The sequence below is a fragment of the Kitasatospora sp. NPDC088783 genome, assembly GCF_044750705.1.
In the GTDB taxonomy this organism is placed as follows: domain Bacteria; phylum Actinomycetota; class Actinomycetes; order Streptomycetales; family Streptomycetaceae; genus Kitasatospora; species Kitasatospora fiedleri.
On record NZ_JBIVKJ010000001.1, the window covers coordinates 763,966 to 779,624 of the forward strand.

12 protein-coding genes and 1 tRNA gene are annotated in these 15,659 nt (G+C 75.8%); 6 read left to right on the plus strand and 7 right to left on the minus strand.

Annotation, left to right across the window (positions count from 1 at the left end; all coding sequences use genetic code 11):
- Positions 1 to 288: 288 nt before the first annotated feature.
- From ACIP60_RS03340 to ACIP60_RS03350, 3 genes are all read right to left on the minus strand, one after another.
- A complete protein-coding gene (locus ACIP60_RS03340; protein ID WP_400679470.1) occupies positions 289 to 1,944 on the minus strand; it encodes a translation initiation factor 2 in 1,656 nt (551 codons plus the stop codon).
- Between the two features lie 146 nt (positions 1,945 to 2,090).
- Positions 2,091 to 3,956: an FAD-dependent oxidoreductase gene (locus ACIP60_RS03345; RefSeq protein WP_400679472.1), complete on the minus strand. Its 1,866-nt coding sequence runs from the start codon at positions 3,954 to 3,956 to the stop codon at positions 2,091 to 2,093.
- 153 nt (positions 3,957 to 4,109) lie between these two features.
- Positions 4,110 to 5,759 carry a hypothetical protein gene (locus tag ACIP60_RS03350; RefSeq protein ID WP_400679475.1) on the minus strand — a complete coding sequence of 550 codons (1,650 nt, stop codon included), beginning with the start codon at positions 5,757 to 5,759 and terminating at the stop codon, positions 4,110 to 4,112.
- Positions 5,760 to 5,926: 167 nt separating this feature from the next.
- Between ACIP60_RS03350 and ACIP60_RS03355 the strand changes: the two genes are divergently transcribed.
- Positions 5,927 to 6,151 carry a hypothetical protein gene (locus ACIP60_RS03355; protein ID WP_400679478.1) on the plus strand — a complete coding sequence of 75 codons (225 nt, stop codon included), beginning with the start codon at positions 5,927 to 5,929 and terminating at the stop codon, positions 6,149 to 6,151.
- A 162-nt stretch (positions 6,152 to 6,313) separates the two neighbouring features.
- On the opposite strand, the gene ACIP60_RS03360 is transcribed toward ACIP60_RS03355, so the two are convergent.
- Positions 6,314 to 6,401 (minus strand) — tRNA-Leu (locus ACIP60_RS03360).
- 269 nt (positions 6,402 to 6,670) lie between these two features.
- Between ACIP60_RS03360 and ACIP60_RS03365 the strand changes: the two genes are divergently transcribed.
- The 3 genes from ACIP60_RS03365 (at position 6,671) to ACIP60_RS03375 (ending at position 9,666) form a co-directional block, all read left to right on the plus strand.
- Entirely contained in the window at positions 6,671 to 7,993 is a 1,323-nt protein-coding gene (locus ACIP60_RS03365; RefSeq protein ID WP_111552003.1) for a M20/M25/M40 family metallo-hydrolase, read from the plus strand.
- A gap of 260 nt (positions 7,994 to 8,253) precedes the next feature.
- The gene (locus tag ACIP60_RS03370; RefSeq protein ID WP_100839341.1) at positions 8,254 to 8,496 is read left to right on the plus strand and encodes a chaplin; all 243 of its coding nucleotides are present in this window, start codon (positions 8,254 to 8,256) and stop codon (positions 8,494 to 8,496) included.
- A gap of 378 nt (positions 8,497 to 8,874) precedes the next feature.
- A complete protein-coding gene (locus tag ACIP60_RS03375) occupies positions 8,875 to 9,666 on the plus strand; it encodes a chaplin family protein (RefSeq protein ID WP_400679482.1) in 792 nt (263 codons plus the stop codon).
- A gap of 208 nt (positions 9,667 to 9,874) precedes the next feature.
- Here the strand turns inward: ACIP60_RS03375 and ACIP60_RS03380 are convergent, their stop codons facing one another.
- Positions 9,875 to 10,084, minus strand: coding sequence for a DUF5703 family protein (locus ACIP60_RS03380; RefSeq protein ID WP_035954087.1), 210 nt, complete (start codon positions 10,082 to 10,084; stop codon positions 9,875 to 9,877).
- A 385-nt stretch (positions 10,085 to 10,469) separates the two neighbouring features.
- Here ACIP60_RS03380 and ACIP60_RS03385 point away from each other — a divergent pair, with 385 nt between their 5' ends.
- Entirely contained in the window at positions 10,470 to 11,075 is a 606-nt protein-coding gene (locus tag ACIP60_RS03385; protein WP_100839339.1) for a hypothetical protein, read from the plus strand.
- Between the two features lie 226 nt (positions 11,076 to 11,301).
- A complete protein-coding gene (locus tag ACIP60_RS03390; protein WP_400679485.1) occupies positions 11,302 to 11,859 on the plus strand; it encodes a hypothetical protein in 558 nt (185 codons plus the stop codon).
- A gap of 435 nt (positions 11,860 to 12,294) precedes the next feature.
- Here ACIP60_RS03390 and ACIP60_RS03395 read toward each other — a convergent pair whose 3' ends face one another.
- Both ACIP60_RS03395 and ACIP60_RS03400 read right to left on the minus strand, forming a co-directional pair.
- A complete protein-coding gene (locus ACIP60_RS03395) occupies positions 12,295 to 14,586 on the minus strand; it encodes a helix-hairpin-helix domain-containing protein (protein ID WP_400679487.1) in 2,292 nt (763 codons plus the stop codon).
- A 31-nt stretch (positions 14,587 to 14,617) separates the two neighbouring features.
- Positions 14,618 to 15,595 (minus strand): aldo/keto reductase, encoded by a 978-nt coding sequence (locus ACIP60_RS03400; protein ID WP_400679490.1) that lies wholly within the window; start codon positions 15,593 to 15,595, stop codon positions 14,618 to 14,620.
- Positions 15,596 to 15,659: the final 64 nt, after the last annotated feature.

Below are 15,659 nucleotides of genomic sequence, written 5' to 3' on the forward strand. Positions count from 1 at the left end.
GCCGCCCTGCGCGCCGCCCACGGCGGGGGACGGACGGAACCCGGCACGGACTGAGCCGGGACCGGGCCCGGGACTCAGGCAGCAGGGCTCAGCAGGGCTCAGCAGGGCTCAGAGTTCGGCGTCCAGCTCCTCCGGCCCGGCGGCCCGCAGCTCCAGGCGGGCCGTCACCGCGCCCACGCCGCCGCCCTGCGCGCCGCCCACGGCGGGGGACGGACGGAACCCGGCACGGACTGAGCCGGGACCGGGCCCGGGACTCAGGCAGCAGGGCTCAGCAGGGCTCAGCAGGGCTCAGAGTTCGGCGTCCAGCTCCTCCGGCCCGGCGGCCCGCAGCTCCAGGCGGGCCGTCACCGCGCCCACCGTGCAGTCGAGTTCCACCGGCAGCCCTCCGACGGTGACCGGCCCCCGGTGCGCGACCAGCCAGGCGTACACCGCGGAGACCGCCGCGGCCGGGTCGATCCGGTGGACCCGGCCGTCCGCGCGGTGCGGCGGCACCCGCAGGGCGAACGGGCCGTGGTGGCGGTGCACCAGCAGGCAGTGCTCGCGGGAGAGCAGCGCGGCGGCGACCCGGCAGCCCGGCAGCTCGTCCAGGACGTGCGCGGCCCAGCCGGCGGCCGACCAGCGGCCGGTGCCGGGGCGCCGCCACAGCACCGCCGCGCTGCGCTGCTCGGCGAGGCCCGCCGCGCCGTGCTGGGCGGACCGGTGGTGCACCGGCAGCTCGGTGGCGACCGGGAAGCGCTCCACGCGCACCCGCCGCCCGTCCACCTCGGCCCGCACCGCCAGCGCCGGGGCCGGGGGCCGGGCCGCCACCGGGTCGGGCAGCAGCTCGGGCGCCAGCGGGGTCCGCGGCGGCGTCAGGCCGATCAGCCGGTACAGCTCGGCGCGCAGCAGCGGCAGCGCCAGGTCGGGGCGGCCGAAGGCGTCGGCGGCGAACCGCGCCGGGTCCGGGACGCGGGCCCCGCGCAGCAGTTCGGGCAGGCCGGCGGTGTCGGTGAAGCGCGGCGCGACGGCGAGCAGCCGGGCCATCGGCGTGCCGGGGATCAGCTCCGTCCCGCCGTCGTAGCCGTCCAGGACGAGGGTGCGGCCGAGCGCGGCGGCGTACAGCGCGGTCGAGCCGTGGTCGGTGAGCACCGCGTCGGCGGCGACCAGGACGGAGGCCCACTCCTGGTGCGAGGAGGGCAGCAGCAGCCCGGCCTGCAGGGCGGGGCGGAGCTGCTCGGCCAGGTTGTGGCTGCCGCGTTCGCCGATCTCGTTGGGGTGCACCACCAGGGCCACCCGGTAGTCGTCCACGGGCAGGTGGAGCGCCAGTTCCAGCGGCAGGTCGGGGCGGCGGGCCAGCAGGCTCTCCGCGCCGTGGGTGGTCAGCACCGCCAGCAGGGTCCGCTCGCCGACGCCGAGCCGTTCCCGGTAGGTCTCCCGACGGCCGACCGACTGCCGCATCCGGTCCAGGGTGGGGTCGCCGACCACGACGGCGCGGGCGGCGGCCGACGGGCAGAGCTCGGTGAGCCGGGCGAGCTGCTCGTGGTGCCCGAGGCCGTGCAGGTCGGCCCACGGCTCGCCGCCGGAGAGCAGGAACGCGGGGTCCAGGCCGGACGGCAGGCCCGGCGAACCCTCGGTGCCGAACGACTTGTTGAACCCGGCGCCGTGCGGCAGCAGCGCCCTGGCCCGGCCGGACAGACTGGTCAGCGCGCCCTTGGGGCTGGTGGAGAGGATCAGGTCGAAGCGCTCGCGCCGGGCCTGCTCGAAGTCCATCACCCGGGCGCCCGAGCGGTCCAGGGCGGCCAGCGCGTCCAGCCCGAACCGGGAGCCGGGCACCACGGTGAACCAGCGGTCGATCCGCGGGTCGCCCCCGAACACCGGCAGCACGTCCAGCAGCCGGTTCAGCGCCACCGCCGAGCGGAACGCCAGCAGCACGGAGGGCCGCTGGTCCCGGTCGGCGTCAGACATGTGCCGATGCTATCGGCGTTCCCGCGGCCCCGCCCGGCAGGCCGGGGCCTGACCTGCCGTCACCCCGCCGCCGCCCGGCCCTTCCGGGCGGCGCGCACCGGGCGGACGGAGCGCTCCTGACGCCCCGTCCGGCCGTCAGCCGACCGTCAGCCGGCCGTGAGCTGGACGGCCGCCTCCACGCCGGAGGCGATCGCGCCGGCGATCCAGGCGTGGTAGCGCGGCTGGCAGTGGTCGCCCGCGAAGAACAGCCGGCCCGCGACCGGGGCGGCGACCTGCGGGCCGAGGCTGAGCAGCTGGCCGGGGGTCTCGATCACGGCCTCGCCGAGCGCCCAGCGGTTGCGCAGCCAGGACTGCGAGACGTGCCGGTCGGTGGCGTAGCGGCGGATCCGCTCGCCGAACAGCTCGACCAGGTGGTCGAGCGCCTCGGCGTGCCGGTCGGCGGGGGTGAGCGCGTCGAAGCGCAGCGCCTCCTCGGCCCAGTTGTACGCGGCCAGCACGATCCCGCCGGGCGCGCCGTCGTCGCCCGGGTGCGAGGGGAAGTAGACGAACCGGCTGGCCCCGTCCGAGACGCAGCCGCCGCCGACCGCCGCCACCGCGTCCTCGTGCGGGGCGGGCCGGTAGTCGGCGCCCAGCTCCGCCCGCCAGGCGTCCTCGTCCCACTCCCACCAGCGCCGGGTGAACTCCACCAGCACCTTGTGCGCGGTGTCGTGCTTGAGCTCGGCGATCGCCCGCCGCTTGCCGTACGGCAGGATCGGGTCGAAGTCGACGTGCCGCAGCGCCGCGTACGGCACCGCCAGCACCACCGCGTCCGCCCGGTACTCGCACCGGTCGCCGCCGATCGCGCCCTCGCACGCCTCGTCCTCGGGGCCGCTCTCCGGCTCGGCGACCACCGTCACCCCGCCGTCGCCCAGCCGGACGCGGGTGACCACCTTGCCGCGCTCGATCGGCAGGCCCTGGGCGAGGGCCTCGGTCAGGGCGTCGGTGCCCGCGCTGAACTCGAAGTACGTCACCGCCGGGTTGATGTCCGAGGCGTCGAACACCGAGTGCAGGAAGCCGTACGACAGCCGGCTGGTCAGGTTCTCCAGCGTGCCCACGGCCTGCACCTGGGCGTCGCTCCAACCCTCGCCCTCCTGGAGGTAGCGCAGCAGCGAGTAGCCGTCCAGGTCGTACAGCAGCCGCGCCGTGCCGGTCACCCGCTGCTCGATCGGCCGGTCGCGCCAGCCGCCGTCGTCGCCGCGCACCATGGTGTACGCGCGGGCGGTGTCCAGGGCCCGGTCGAAGGCGGCGGCCGCGGTCCGGTCGCTGTCCCAGCCGAAGCTCTTGTTCACCGGCCGCGGGTCGGCCGCGTACGCCGCCTTGCTGACGGTCTGTCCGTTCACGTGCACCGGCCGGCCGCCGAGGCCCGGCGGCGCGGTGTACACCGGCGCGCTGCCGGTGGCGAACTCCTCGCCGGTCCACGACCGGTACACCACCCGGGCGTCACCGGAGGCCGGGGCGGAGCCGGGCGGGACGTCCACCAGGTGGAAGGGGCGGCGCGGCACCTTCAGGTGGTCGGCCAGCGCGAGGGTCAGCACGTGGCTGGACGGGATGCGCATCGCACCCGCCTCGGCGTGCAGCCGGGCGTCCTGCCACCGGTCGCCGCGGAAGGTCTTCACCCGGCCGCCGACCCGGCTGCGGTTCGCCTCCAGCACCCGCACCCGGTGCCCGGACGCCTGCAACAGCCGGGCGCACACCATGCCCGCCACGCCCGCACCCACCACCAGCACCTCGCGCGAGGCGGCCGGACGCAGCCGCTGACGGCCGGTCAGCAGCTTCAGGTAGTCGAGCGTCAGGTCCCGGTGGTCGGCGTCGGTCAGCAGGATCCGGCGGGCCATGGTCAGCGCCGCCGCCCAGCGCGCCGGGTCGGGCGGCGCCGCCTCCGCGGCACGGGAGGAACCGGCACCCGGGCCGGCCAGGGCGGTGGCGGTCATCGCACCGCCGGAGGCAAGGAACAGTCCGCGTCGAGAGATCACCCGCACACCCTGGCAGCGCCCCGCCCCCCGACACGCCCGTCCGCCCGCGAACCACCCCCGGTCCACCCCCCACGGGGGCGCTCGACGCACACCCCGGCGCACACCCGACCCACCACGCCGCCGCGCGCTGTCCGCCCCCGGGCCGTCCACCGCTCAGCGGCCCAGACGGCGCACCGGCTTGGACCTCGGCGGGGTGGGCGGCGGAGCGGGCAGCGTGGACGGCGGCTCCATCGGCGGGCGCGGCGAAGGCGCCGGGGACGGGAGAGACGGCGGGTACGGGAGAGACGGCGGGTACGGGGAGTGCGGCGGGTACGGGGAGTGCGGCGGGTACGGGTAACTCGACGAGGACGGGGAGCGCGGCGGGCCCGACGCGCCCCCGACGAGCCCGGCGGCCAGGCTGCCGGCCAGGGCCCACCCGAGCGCCCACCAGCAGTACGTCGCCCAGGAGGCGTGGCCGCCCCACCGCAACGACGTCAGGAACAACACCCCGGCGACCCACGTCCCCACCCCGAACAGCGCCACGCTGCTCCCGGCGCGGAGAGCGGAGGCGGCGTGCGGCCGCCGCCACAGCGCGACCACCAGCACGGCCGCCACCAGCGACAGCAGCCAGAGCAGCCACGGCATCCGGCCCCCGCCCAGGAACAGCGACACCACCAGCCAGCCGAACGGCACGGCCTGACGGAACACCAGCCACCACGGCAGGTGCGGCGGCCCGGCCCGGCGGTCGACCCGCAGCCGGTGCGCGCCCAGGCCCGTGAGGACCACCGCCCAACCGGCCACCAGGGCCACCAGCGCGCCGGAGATCAGGAGTTGGAACCCGTCCCCGCCGGTCTCGGCCGTAGTGGAACGCGCCGGCAGCTCGACGCCCCGCCACCGGCCGTCCACGTCCCGCACCACCAGGCCGCCCAACGGACGACGCACGATCACCGTGTACCCGCCGCCGGACACGCCCGCCACCACCAGGTCACCCCGATCCCACTCCGCACCCGACTCCGGGTCCGCACCCGCCTCCGGGTCCGCGCCCGCCTCCGGGCCCGTCCCGCCGTCCGCCGTCGGGGCGTACTCCGACTGCCAGTTCCGCCCGCCGTCCCGGCTGACCTCCACGGGCAGGCCGTGCCCGCGCAGCCGGAAGCACACCTGCGGCTGCCCGGGCACGCACCGGCCGTACGCCGGGTCCGGCCTGTCCGCGGGTACGGTCGGCCGCTCCTCGTAGACGGAGACGGCCCGCCAGGTCAGACCGCCGTCCCCGCTCGTCCACCAGAGGCCGTCGTACACCATCGGCCGGCCGTGCTCGCTCCACAGCCGCGGCGAGAACTCGGGCACCGGCGAGGTCGCCACCATCGCCGCCACCGCCAGCGGCACCCCGACCAGCGCCAGCACCCGCCGCAGCGGCCGGGGCCGGGCACTGCGGCGCCACAGCCACCACGCCACCACCAGCACCGGCAGAGCCAGCAGATCCGTCCGGTCGGCGACCGTCCGGCTCGGCACCCCGGTCAGCCCCGACCACCCGCACGAGACCAGCCCCGCCCCGACGGCGGACGACTTGGCCACCGCGAAGCTCACCGCCGTCCCCACCACCCCGACCAGCGCCGCCCGCTCCGCCCGCAACCGCAGCACCACCACACCCGACAGCGCCAGTACCGGCGGAACGACCAGCATCCACGCCACATCACTGACCTTCCCGGCCACCACCCCGGGCCAGGCGTGCTTCCCCACCCGATCGTTGAACGCCAACACCACGACCGCCACCAACGTCCCCGGATGCCCCGCCCAACGCAGCACCCGCCCCCCGTCATTCCGCATGAGAACGAGTCTCCCGACACCACGTCACATCCCGGCCACACCCACGTCTCGCTTCCTCCACCCGGCCCCGCCCCGGGCCGCTCCCGATAGTGGCCGGGCCGGGCAGCCGTAGCGCAGCGGCCATTCGCGGTTGTCAGGGGACGACGTTGAGCGGGGCGCACTGGCAGGTGGACAGATTCGACGGATACCGGCGCGACGCCCTCCGGTTCGAGCGACCGGCCGAACTCGCCGGGCTGCGCGACGCGTTGGTGAGCGGGGAGTTCGACCACCTGATGCGCGACAGCCACGAGCACCTGCGCAGGCCGACCGTGGACGCCGAGGTGGCAGCCATGGGGGAGAGACTTCGACGCCCCCGGTACCGAGAGCTGCTGCGCACCGTCACCGGCCGCTGAGGGCATCGCGCCGGGCAGTCGGACACGGGCAGTCGTCTCGGGCCGCCCGGATCGGCCTGTCGTCCCCGGTCCGAGCCGGAGACTTCCGGGGGTGTCGGTCACGTGGTTGGTCACGCCACGGCCCGGAAACGCAGAAGACCCCTGGTGAACAGGGGTCCTCGCTGGTGTCCGAGGGGGGACTTGAACCCCCACGCCCGATAAAGGGCACTAGCACCTCAAGCTAGCGCGTCTGCCATTCCGCCACCCGGACCGGGTGTCGTCCTCGCGGGGTGTTCCCCGCGCTGACATGGACAACAGTAGCAAAGATCGACTGGTAGGCCCAAAACCGGGGGCGGCGGGACGGGCGGGGCTTCGAATGCGGGGGCGTGGGGGGCGGTCGGCGGGAGTGTGGGGGGATATGCCCTTGGGGCCGGACGGGTGCTGGGGGAGGATGGCGGGACGGCGCCCGCGGTCCCCGGCCGGGGTCGGGGCGGCGCGGACCGCAGCCGCGCCGGGGCGGGCAGACACGAGGTGGGAGCGATGAGCGTGGGCAGCGAGCGCGCGGTGACGGCGGAGTCGGAGGTCGCCGAGATTTGCCGGGACCTGATCCGGATCGACACCAGCAACTACGGGGACGGCTCCGGGCCGGGGGAGCGGAAGGCCGCCGAGTACGTGGCCGAGCAGCTCGCCGAGTTCGGGCTGGAGCCGCAGATCTTCGAGTCGGCCAAGGGCCGGGCCTCCACGGTGGTGCGGATCGAGGGCGAGGACCGGTCCCGGCCGGGCCTGCTGATCCACGGGCACACCGACGTCGTCCCGGCCAACGCCGACGACTGGACGGTGCACCCGTTCTCCGGGGAGATCACCGACGGCTGCGTGTGGGGCCGCGGCGCCGTCGACATGAAGGACATGGACGCGATGACCCTCGCGGTGGTCCGCGACCGGCTGCGCACCGGCCGCAAGCCCCCGCGCGACCTGGTGCTGGCGTTCCTGGCCGACGAGGAGGCCGGCGGCACCTACGGCGCCCGCTTCCTGGTGGACCGGCACCCCGAGCTGTTCGAGGGCGTCACCGAGGCGATCGGCGAGGTCGGCGGCTTCTCCTTCACCGTCAACGACCAGGCCCGGCTGTACCTGATCGAGACGGCGGAGAAGGGCATGCACTGGATGCGCCTGACCGTCGAGGGCCGGGCCGGGCACGGCTCGATGGAGAACGACGACAACGCGATCACCGAGCTGTGCGAGGCGGTGGCCCGGCTCGGCCGGCACCAGTTCCCGCTGCGGATCACCAAGACCGTCCGGGCCTTCCTGGACGAGCTCTCGGACGCGCTCGGCGTGCCGCTCGACCCGGAGGACATGGACGAGACGCTCCGGGTGCTCGGCGGCATCGCCAAGATGATCGGCACCACCCTGCGCAACACCGCCCAGCCGACCATGCTCGGCGCCGGCTACAAGGTGAACGTCATCCCCGGCCAGGCCACCGCGCACGTGGACGGCCGCTTCCTGCCCGGCTACGAGGAGGAGTTCCTGGCCGAGCTGGACAGCGTCCTCGGCCCGCGGGTCAAGCGGGAGAGCCTGCACCACGACAAGGCGATCGAGACCAGCTTCGACGGCGCCCTGGTCGAGGCCATGCAGACCGCGCTGCGCGCCGAGGACCCGATCGCCCGGGCCGTCCCGTACTGCCTGTCCGGCGGCACCGACGCCAAGTCCTTCCAGGACCTGGGCATCCGCTGCTTCGGCTTCGCGCCGCTCCAGCTCCCGCCGGAGCTGGACTTCGCCGGGATGTTCCACGGCGTGGACGAGCGGGTGCCGGTGGACGGCCTGAAGTTCGGCGTCCGGGTGCTGGACCGGTTCATCGACCTGGCCTGACGCCTGACGCCTGACGCCTGACGCCCGGCGCCCGGCGGTCGGGGGACGCGGGGACGAGGAACACGGGGACGCGGGGCGGGAAGTCGGACTAGTCCGTCCAGCATCAGAGCTGTCGAGCATCCGAAATGGCGATCGTCTGTTCGCTTGATCGCTTCAACGGGTGAATGCGGTTCCGGCCCCGTGTCCCGGCCGCGGAGGCTTCGTTCTTCCGTGTGCAGCCCGGGGGAACGGGCTGGAAACGACCAGGAGGAGCAGTTCAGATGAAGGCCAAGAAGATCGCTGCCGTTGTCGCCGCCACCGGTGGCCTGGTGCTCGCGGGTGCCGGTGTCGCCTCGGCGCACGGCGGCGCGGGCGCGGACGGTGCCGCGGTCGGCTCCCCGGGTGTGCTCTCCGGCAACCTGATCCAGATCCCGGTGCACGTCCCGGTGAACGTCTGCGGCAACACCATCAGCGTGATCGGCCTGCTCAACCCCGCGTTCGGCAACGCCTGCCAGAACGTCTGAGCCGGTCCCGCCGACGACCGGCGGGCCGTCCGACCCCGTGTCTCCCGCCCCCGTGCGACCTCCGTGTCGTGCGGGGGCGGTCCCGTTTCCGGACGGCGGGCCCGCCCCGACCGGGTGAACGGTGCGGTTCCCGGCGAAAGCCGCATCTCACCCGATCGGATGAACTGACTGCAGATGGCTCAACCTTCACCGTTAAGGGTCGTTGGAGTAGTACTGCCGCCGTCTCGGCAGGCAATTCCGACTATCGGACCGATCGGACCTCCGGCGAATCCCGAGGAAATCCCCCGCGAACCGCCCGAGAACCGTCCCGGCCCGTCGAACGAGAAACCAAAAGGGGAGTCAATGCGACAGGTCGCCAGGAAAGGCCTCCTCACGGCCATGGCCACCGGCAGCGTGCTGGCCTCGACCGCGGGCTACGCCCACGCGGCCGCCGACGCGCACGGCGTGGCGGCCAATTCGCCCGGCGTGGGCTCCAGGAACGCGGTGCAGGTGCCCGTGGAGCTCCCCGTGAACGCCTGCGGCAACACGATCGACGTGATCGGCCTGCTGAACCCGGCGTACGGCAACGACTGCTCCAACGTCAGCCACAGCCGCAGCGGCGGCGGCACCAGCGGCGGCGGCCACGACAGCGGCGGTGGCCGGCACGGCGGCGGCAGCACCGCCGGGTCGGGCTCCGCCGCGAGCGGGACGAGCAGCAACTCGCCGGGGGTCGCCTCGGGCAACAACGTGCAGGTGCCGGTCGCCGCGCCGGTCAACGCCTGCGGCAACTCGGTCAACGTGGTGGGCCTCGGCAATCCGGCGTTCGGCAACGACTGCTCCAACACGACCGTCCAGCACCAGCACCCGGTCACCCCGCCGCCGGTCACCCCGCCCGGCCACGACTGCCCGCCCGAGCAGTCCGGCGGCGGGCACAGCACCCCGCCGAGCCCCCCGGGCACCGACCGCACCGGCGGCCCCGGCGGCGACCTGCCCTCCACCCCCGCCACGCCGGTGACCGCCCCGTCCACCCCCGCCCCCGCGGTCCAGGCCCGGGCCGCCGCCGTCACCGAGCAGGCGCAGCTGGCCTCCACCGGCGCGTCCGGCCTGGAGATCATCGCCCCGGCCGGCATCGCGCTGCTGCTCGGCGGCGGCGTGCTCTACCGCCGCTCGCGCTCCCTCGCCCGCCGCTGAGGGCGGCCGGGCGGCCGGGGAAGCCTCCGCTCGCCCGCCGAGGGCCGCCGGAGCGCGTCCGGTGACGCCTGGACAGCGCTGACGCCCGCGCCCGGGCACCCCGCCGCACGGAGCAGGACCGCGGGGTGCCCGGGCGCGGGCGCGCAGTGAACGTGAGCGTGAACGTGAACGTGAGCGTGCGACGAGGCGGGACGGGGCGCGGGGCTCGCTACCAGCTGGAACGGACCTGCCGGATGATCCGTCGCTTCAACCGGACCGTGCGGCTGCCGTCGGGGAACAGGCGGAGCCGGTCGAGCTCCCAGTTCCCGTACTCGGCGTGCTCGGTCAGGAGCTGGCGGGCGGCGTTCCTGGTGGTGCCGCGCGGCAGGCGGAGCGACTGGTACTCGTACTCCGGAAGCCGGACCGTTTTGGTAGGGATCAAGGCGTCTCCTCCACTGCTGTGCCGCCTGCAAGCCTACGGCGCATCGCCGACATGTCGACGGTTCGGGCGCGGCCCGCCCGGTCGGACGGTCCGAGCCTCGCCCCGGCCGGAGCTGATCGTCAATCAGTTTTCCGGTACCGGAAGCAATACCCGCGCCGGAGCGCGCCGATGCGCGGCCGGGAGCCGCCGTCGGACGGCCCGCAGGAGGTCGGAAGCACCCGGGGGAGCTGCGGGAGGGGCGCGGGAGGGGCACGGGAAACCGCCCGCGCCGGGGTCGCAGAAGCACGCGGAACGGACATCGGGGGTGAACTTGCCCGGTTTTAGCGGCTGTAGGTGACAACCGCTGTGCGTGTCGTCGCCGGGTGGAGATAGCGTCTGCACCATGTCTGATGCCGCGCAGCTGACCATCACCGAGGTACGGGCCGCCGCAGAGGCGGTCAAGGCCGCCATCGACCGCCACCTGCAGGCCGTCTCCAACTCCACCGAGCCCGGCGATCCGGTCGTCGTCCACGCGTACGAGGAGCTCGCGGCGGCTGCCGTCGCCTACGACCAGATCCTGTACGAGGTCTACGACGAGGTCACCCCCTTCGAGATCCCCGGCGACGACGCCGGGTCCGGCTACCAGGGGCCGGACCACCCCGAGGCGATCAGCGTGCTGATCCGCCGCGACTACCTGATCACCGACCCGAAGCGGCTGCGGGCCCAGGCCGAGCGGGTCGACGAGTCGCTCGAACCGGGTGCGGGCACCGAGGGCGAGGTGACGGCGGCGATCGGCGTGCTGTTCGGCGAGTACGAGCCGGACGAGATCGCGGCCCGGGCCGAGGAGTTCGGCCTGGAGGAGGGCGACTCCACGCTGTGGGTGTCGGCCGCCGAGCCGTCCGACCCCGGCGAGTGGCTGCCCGAACCGTTCGACGGGGCCGACCCGGAGCTGCTGATCTGCCGCTTCGACGTCAGCGAGGTCTACGACGACGAGCTCGACGAGCTCTGAGCCGTCCGGCGGCCGGTTGCCGACGCGCCCGCCGCGACCCGCCGTCGCCCGGCGCCATCCGGCCCCGCCCGGCCCCGGGTGGCGGCGGGCCCGCGGGGCCGGCAGCCGGCATCAAGGCCCGGGAGCGGGGAGGCGGCCGGACGGGCGGACGGAGCCCGTCCGGCCGGCGATCGGTGACCGGTGGCGCGTCCGGGAGGCCGGAGCGCGGTCGCAGCGATGGTGCACGGTGCGGTGCCCGCTTCCCGGGACGCCGGCGACCGCCCGGGCGACCGGCGACGACGCGCTGCTGCACCGGTCGTTGCCGAGCCTCGCCCCGGTCCGCAACGAGCCGGGCCGCCACGCCGTCGCCCGCGACCTGACGGTCGAGACGCCCGCCGTCCGCGAGCGGATCGGCACCGAGGCCGCCGTCGCGGACACCCGGCTGAAACTCGCCCGGGTGCTGCAACGCCTCGGCGAGCACCAGCAGTCGTTCGACCTCGGCGCGGGCCCGCTCGCCGTCGCCCGCCGTTTCGGCGACCTGCCGGTGGTCGGCCGGACGATCGACCGGATGGGCACCGCCCGGATGTCCCAAGGGCGGGCGGCGGAGGCCGGGGAATGCCGGGAGAAGGCGGTCCGGGCCTTCACCGGAATCGGCAGCGTGGAGGACGAAACGGTGCGCCGAAGGCTGGCCGAGCACTTCTCCGGCCCCTTTTCCGCCCGCCCGGTGCCCGGCCGCCGCCTGCCCGGTGCCCGGCCGCCGACCGCCCGGTGCCCGGCCGCCGCCCGCCCGGTGCCCGGCCGCTGACCGCCCGGTCCCGGTGCGTTTCGGAATCATCCTGGGGCGGCCCGCTACTCGTTTTCTCCTCGCCCGCTACTCGTCCGCCGCACGGCCGCCGAATTCCGGCGCAGTGCGGATCACCGGGCGAAATCATGGCCCGCACCGGTGGAATCTCGGCTACCGTTCGAGCGGCAACGGAACGGCATTCCGGCGGCTCCGCACCGGGGGAACGGAACACCCGGAGCGCGGTCGTCGGTGCCTCCGTACGTCGTACGGGCGATTGCTGCCGGTCCACGGCGGGCGAAGGACGAAAAGCGCCTCGACGCCGAGGCGCCAGGGGGGATTGCGGCGGCTCTCCTCCCACCGGAGCCGGTCGAACGGCCGGCCCGGCAGCGGCGTGTACGTCGTTCCGCGGGTGGGGCGGTGGGGAGCACAGTGCCCCCCACCGCCCCACCCGTGGTCTCACTGGTCGGTGAGGACCGTCCGCAGCCGCGTGGTGCGGTCCCGCGCGGGCCGCTCGGCGACGGCCTGGGCGAGCGCCGGGCCGGCCGCGTGCACCACCGACAGGTGCCGCTCCGCGCGGCCGAACGCCGAGTACACCCACTGCCTGGTCAGCTGGCCGGACGCCTCCGGCGGCAGCACCACGACCACCGCGGGCCAGCGCCGCCCGACCGCCTGGTGGGCCGTCACCGCCCAGCCGTGCCGCAGCTTCCCGGCCTGCGCCGGGGTCAGCGTGATCCGGCCGCCGTCGGCCAGCTCCACGTGCAGGCCGCTCGCGTCGCCGTCCAGCACCCGCCCGGGCAGGTTGACGCCCAGCGCGGGGGAGTGCACCACCCGGTCGCCCGGGTCGAAGCCGCCGAACCGGCCGGGGCCGGGGTTCAGCCGGGCCTTGGCGGCCGCGTTCAGCGCCCGGGTGCCGGCCGGGCCGCCGTGCCCCGGGGTCAGCAGCACGGTCTGCTCGGACGGGACGGACAGCGCCCGCGGGATCGAGTCGGTGAGCAGCTGGACGGCCCGGTGCACGGCCTCCCCGCCGTCCTGCGCGGTGAGGATCACCACCTCCTTGTCCGGGGCGTCCACCGGCTGCAACTCGCCGACGCCGACCCCGGACACCAGCTCGCCGATCGGACCGAAGTCCGGCGTGCGGGACGCCACCACCGGGCACGCCCGGGCGGCCAGCAGGTCGCCGAAGAACCGGCCCGGACCGGCCGACCACAGGCCGCCCGGGTCTCCCGACAGCACCAGCCGGGCACCGTCCGCCAGCGCCTCCAGCAGCGTCGCCGCGGTCTCCACGTCCAGCAGCGGGGCGTCCAGCACCACCAGCACGTCCAGCGCGAGGGTGCCGTCCACCGCGCGCGGCACGTCCGCGCCGTACAGCAGGTCGTTCAGGGTGCCGATCCGCCCGGCGGCGGGGGAGCCCTCGGGCAGCAGCGCCGCCAGCGCGTCCCGCCCCTGGCCGGTCCAGGCCACCGCCCGGACCCGCAGGCCCAGCCCGGCGGCGGCGTGCAGCAGCGCGACCGGCTCGGCCCTGGCCGCCTCCCCGCCGGTGTGCAGCACCAGCCCGGAACCGGCCACGGCCCGGACCAGCTCCTGCGCGGACCGCGGGGCCGCCGCCGCGGCGGCCTCCCAGGCGGCCGGACCGGCCTGCGCGGGGACGCCGCCCTCAGCGCTGCCCGCGTCCTCGTGCTCTTCCTCTTCGTGCCCCTCCCCGGCCCCTTCCCCGTCCTCGCCGGGCGCGAAGGTGGACAGCAGCCGGACCAGGCCCTCGCCCAGGCTCTCCTCCGCCAGCGCCAGGCGCTCCAGGGCGAGCATGGTGCGGACGGGCGGCTCCTCGTCCTCGTCGTGGCTGCCGGGCGGCAGCGGCAGCTCCTCCTGGAACGGCATCACCCGCCCGTCCTCCAGCGCCGCCTGCAACGCGCCCTCCGGGTCCGGGACGTGCCGGGCGCGCAGGCCCTCGGCGACCTCGCCGATCTCCTGCGCCGAGTGCCCGTGCAGCGCGGCCTGCTCCAACAGCCAGGCCACCAGCGCCCGGGAGCGGCGCGGGTCGTCCGGCCGGGCCCCGGGGCCGAGCAGCGTCTTGGCGAAGCCGTCGGCGTGCTCGGGCCGCACGCCGGGCAGCGAGAGCACCGCCCACGGGTCCTCGCGGAGCTGCTCGGCCGCGCCCTCGCCGAACTCGGCCAGCGCCGCCGGTGCCAGCTCGGCGGGCGCGCCACCGACCGCCAGCACCTCACCGACGGCGGCCAGCGCGGCCTTGCGCTGCGCGTCGTCGAGCGGGACGTCGGACCGGGCGGCGGGAGCGCTCGGACGGCGGACCGGGCGCTCGGACGGGGCGTCAGCCGGCCCGCCGACAGCCGCTCCGCCGGGGACGTCGGACAGCTGCTCGGCCGTCTCGTCGGCGGTGGACGCGTCAGCGGACGACCCGTCAGCGGACGACCTGTCAGCGGACGCCGCGTCGCCGGTGGACTCGCCCGTAGCGGACTCGTCCGTAGCGGTCTCGTCAGCGGCCGACAGGTCGGTGTCACGCGGACGGGGCGGGGCGACGATGTCGTTCGCGTTGATCGCGCCGATCGCCTTGGCCAGCGCGGCCACCGCGGCGGCGCGCTGCTCGCCGGTGAGCGGCGCGCCGGCCGGCCGCGCGGCGCCGTCGTCCGGGGCGCCAGGGCCCGCCGGGGGCTCCGGGGTGCCCGTCGGCTCCGCCGGGCTCTCCGCCTGGCTCTCCGCCCGGCGCTCGGCCGGGCTCTCCTCGGGGGTGGTCATCGCGGGAAGGCTCCTTCGACGGGCGGGGCGGCTACAGCTCCGTCCAGCCCTGGTCCGGGTAGCGGTGCACCGGGGCGGACACGTCGTCCAACGCAGCGCGGATCTCACCCGGAAGCGTAAGGGCCTCGACCGACAGCGAGGACTGCAGCTGGGCGGCGGTGCGGGCGCCCAGCAGGGTGGCCGCGACGCCCGGGCGGTCGCGGACCCAGGCGAGCGCCACCTTGAGCGGGGTGGAGGCGAGCCCGTCGGCGGCGGTGGCCAGCGCGTCCACGATCCGCCGGGAGGTCTCGCCCAGGTAGGGCTGGACCGACCCGGTGGGGTGCGGGGAGGCGCCGCGCGACTCGGGGGGCACGCCGTGCCGGTACTTGCCGGTCAGCACGCCCCGGCCGAGCGGCGAGCAGGCCAGCAGGCCGACCCCGGCGTCCTGCGCGGCGGGCAGCGCCTCGCGTTCGATGCCGCGCTGGAGCAGCGAGTACTCCAGCTGGACGGAGGCCAGCGGGGTGGAGCCGGGCAGCGCGTGCTGCCGGGCCGCGGACTTGGCGAGCTGCCAGCCGCTGTACTGGCAGACCCCGACGTACCGGGCCCGGCCGGAGGAGACCGCGAGGTCGAGCGCGTGCAGGGTCTCCTCGGTGGGGGTGGCCGGGTCGTGCGCGTGCACCTGCCACAGGTCGACGTGGTCGGTGTTCAGGCGGCGCAGCGAGCCGTCCAGGGCGTTCAGCAGGTGGCCGCGGGAGGTGTCGTGGCGGCGGGTGCCGGGCAGCGCGCCGGCCTTGGTGGCGATCACCAGCTCGGAGCGCGGGACCAGCCCGTCGGTCAGCCGGGACAGCAGGTACTCGGCGCCGCCGTCCGCGTACACGTCGGCGGTGTCGACCAGGGTGCCGCCCGCGTCCACGAACGCCTTCAACTGCTCGGCGGCCTCGTGCTCGTCGGTGTCCCGGCCCCAGGTGAGGGTGCCCAGGCCGAGCCGGGAGACCCGCAGGCCGGTCCGGCCGAGCTGTCGCTGTTCCATCGCGCCCTCCGTCATGCCTGCTGTGCCGACGGTGTCGGCGCAGGTCGGGGGCGGTGCCCCCCAC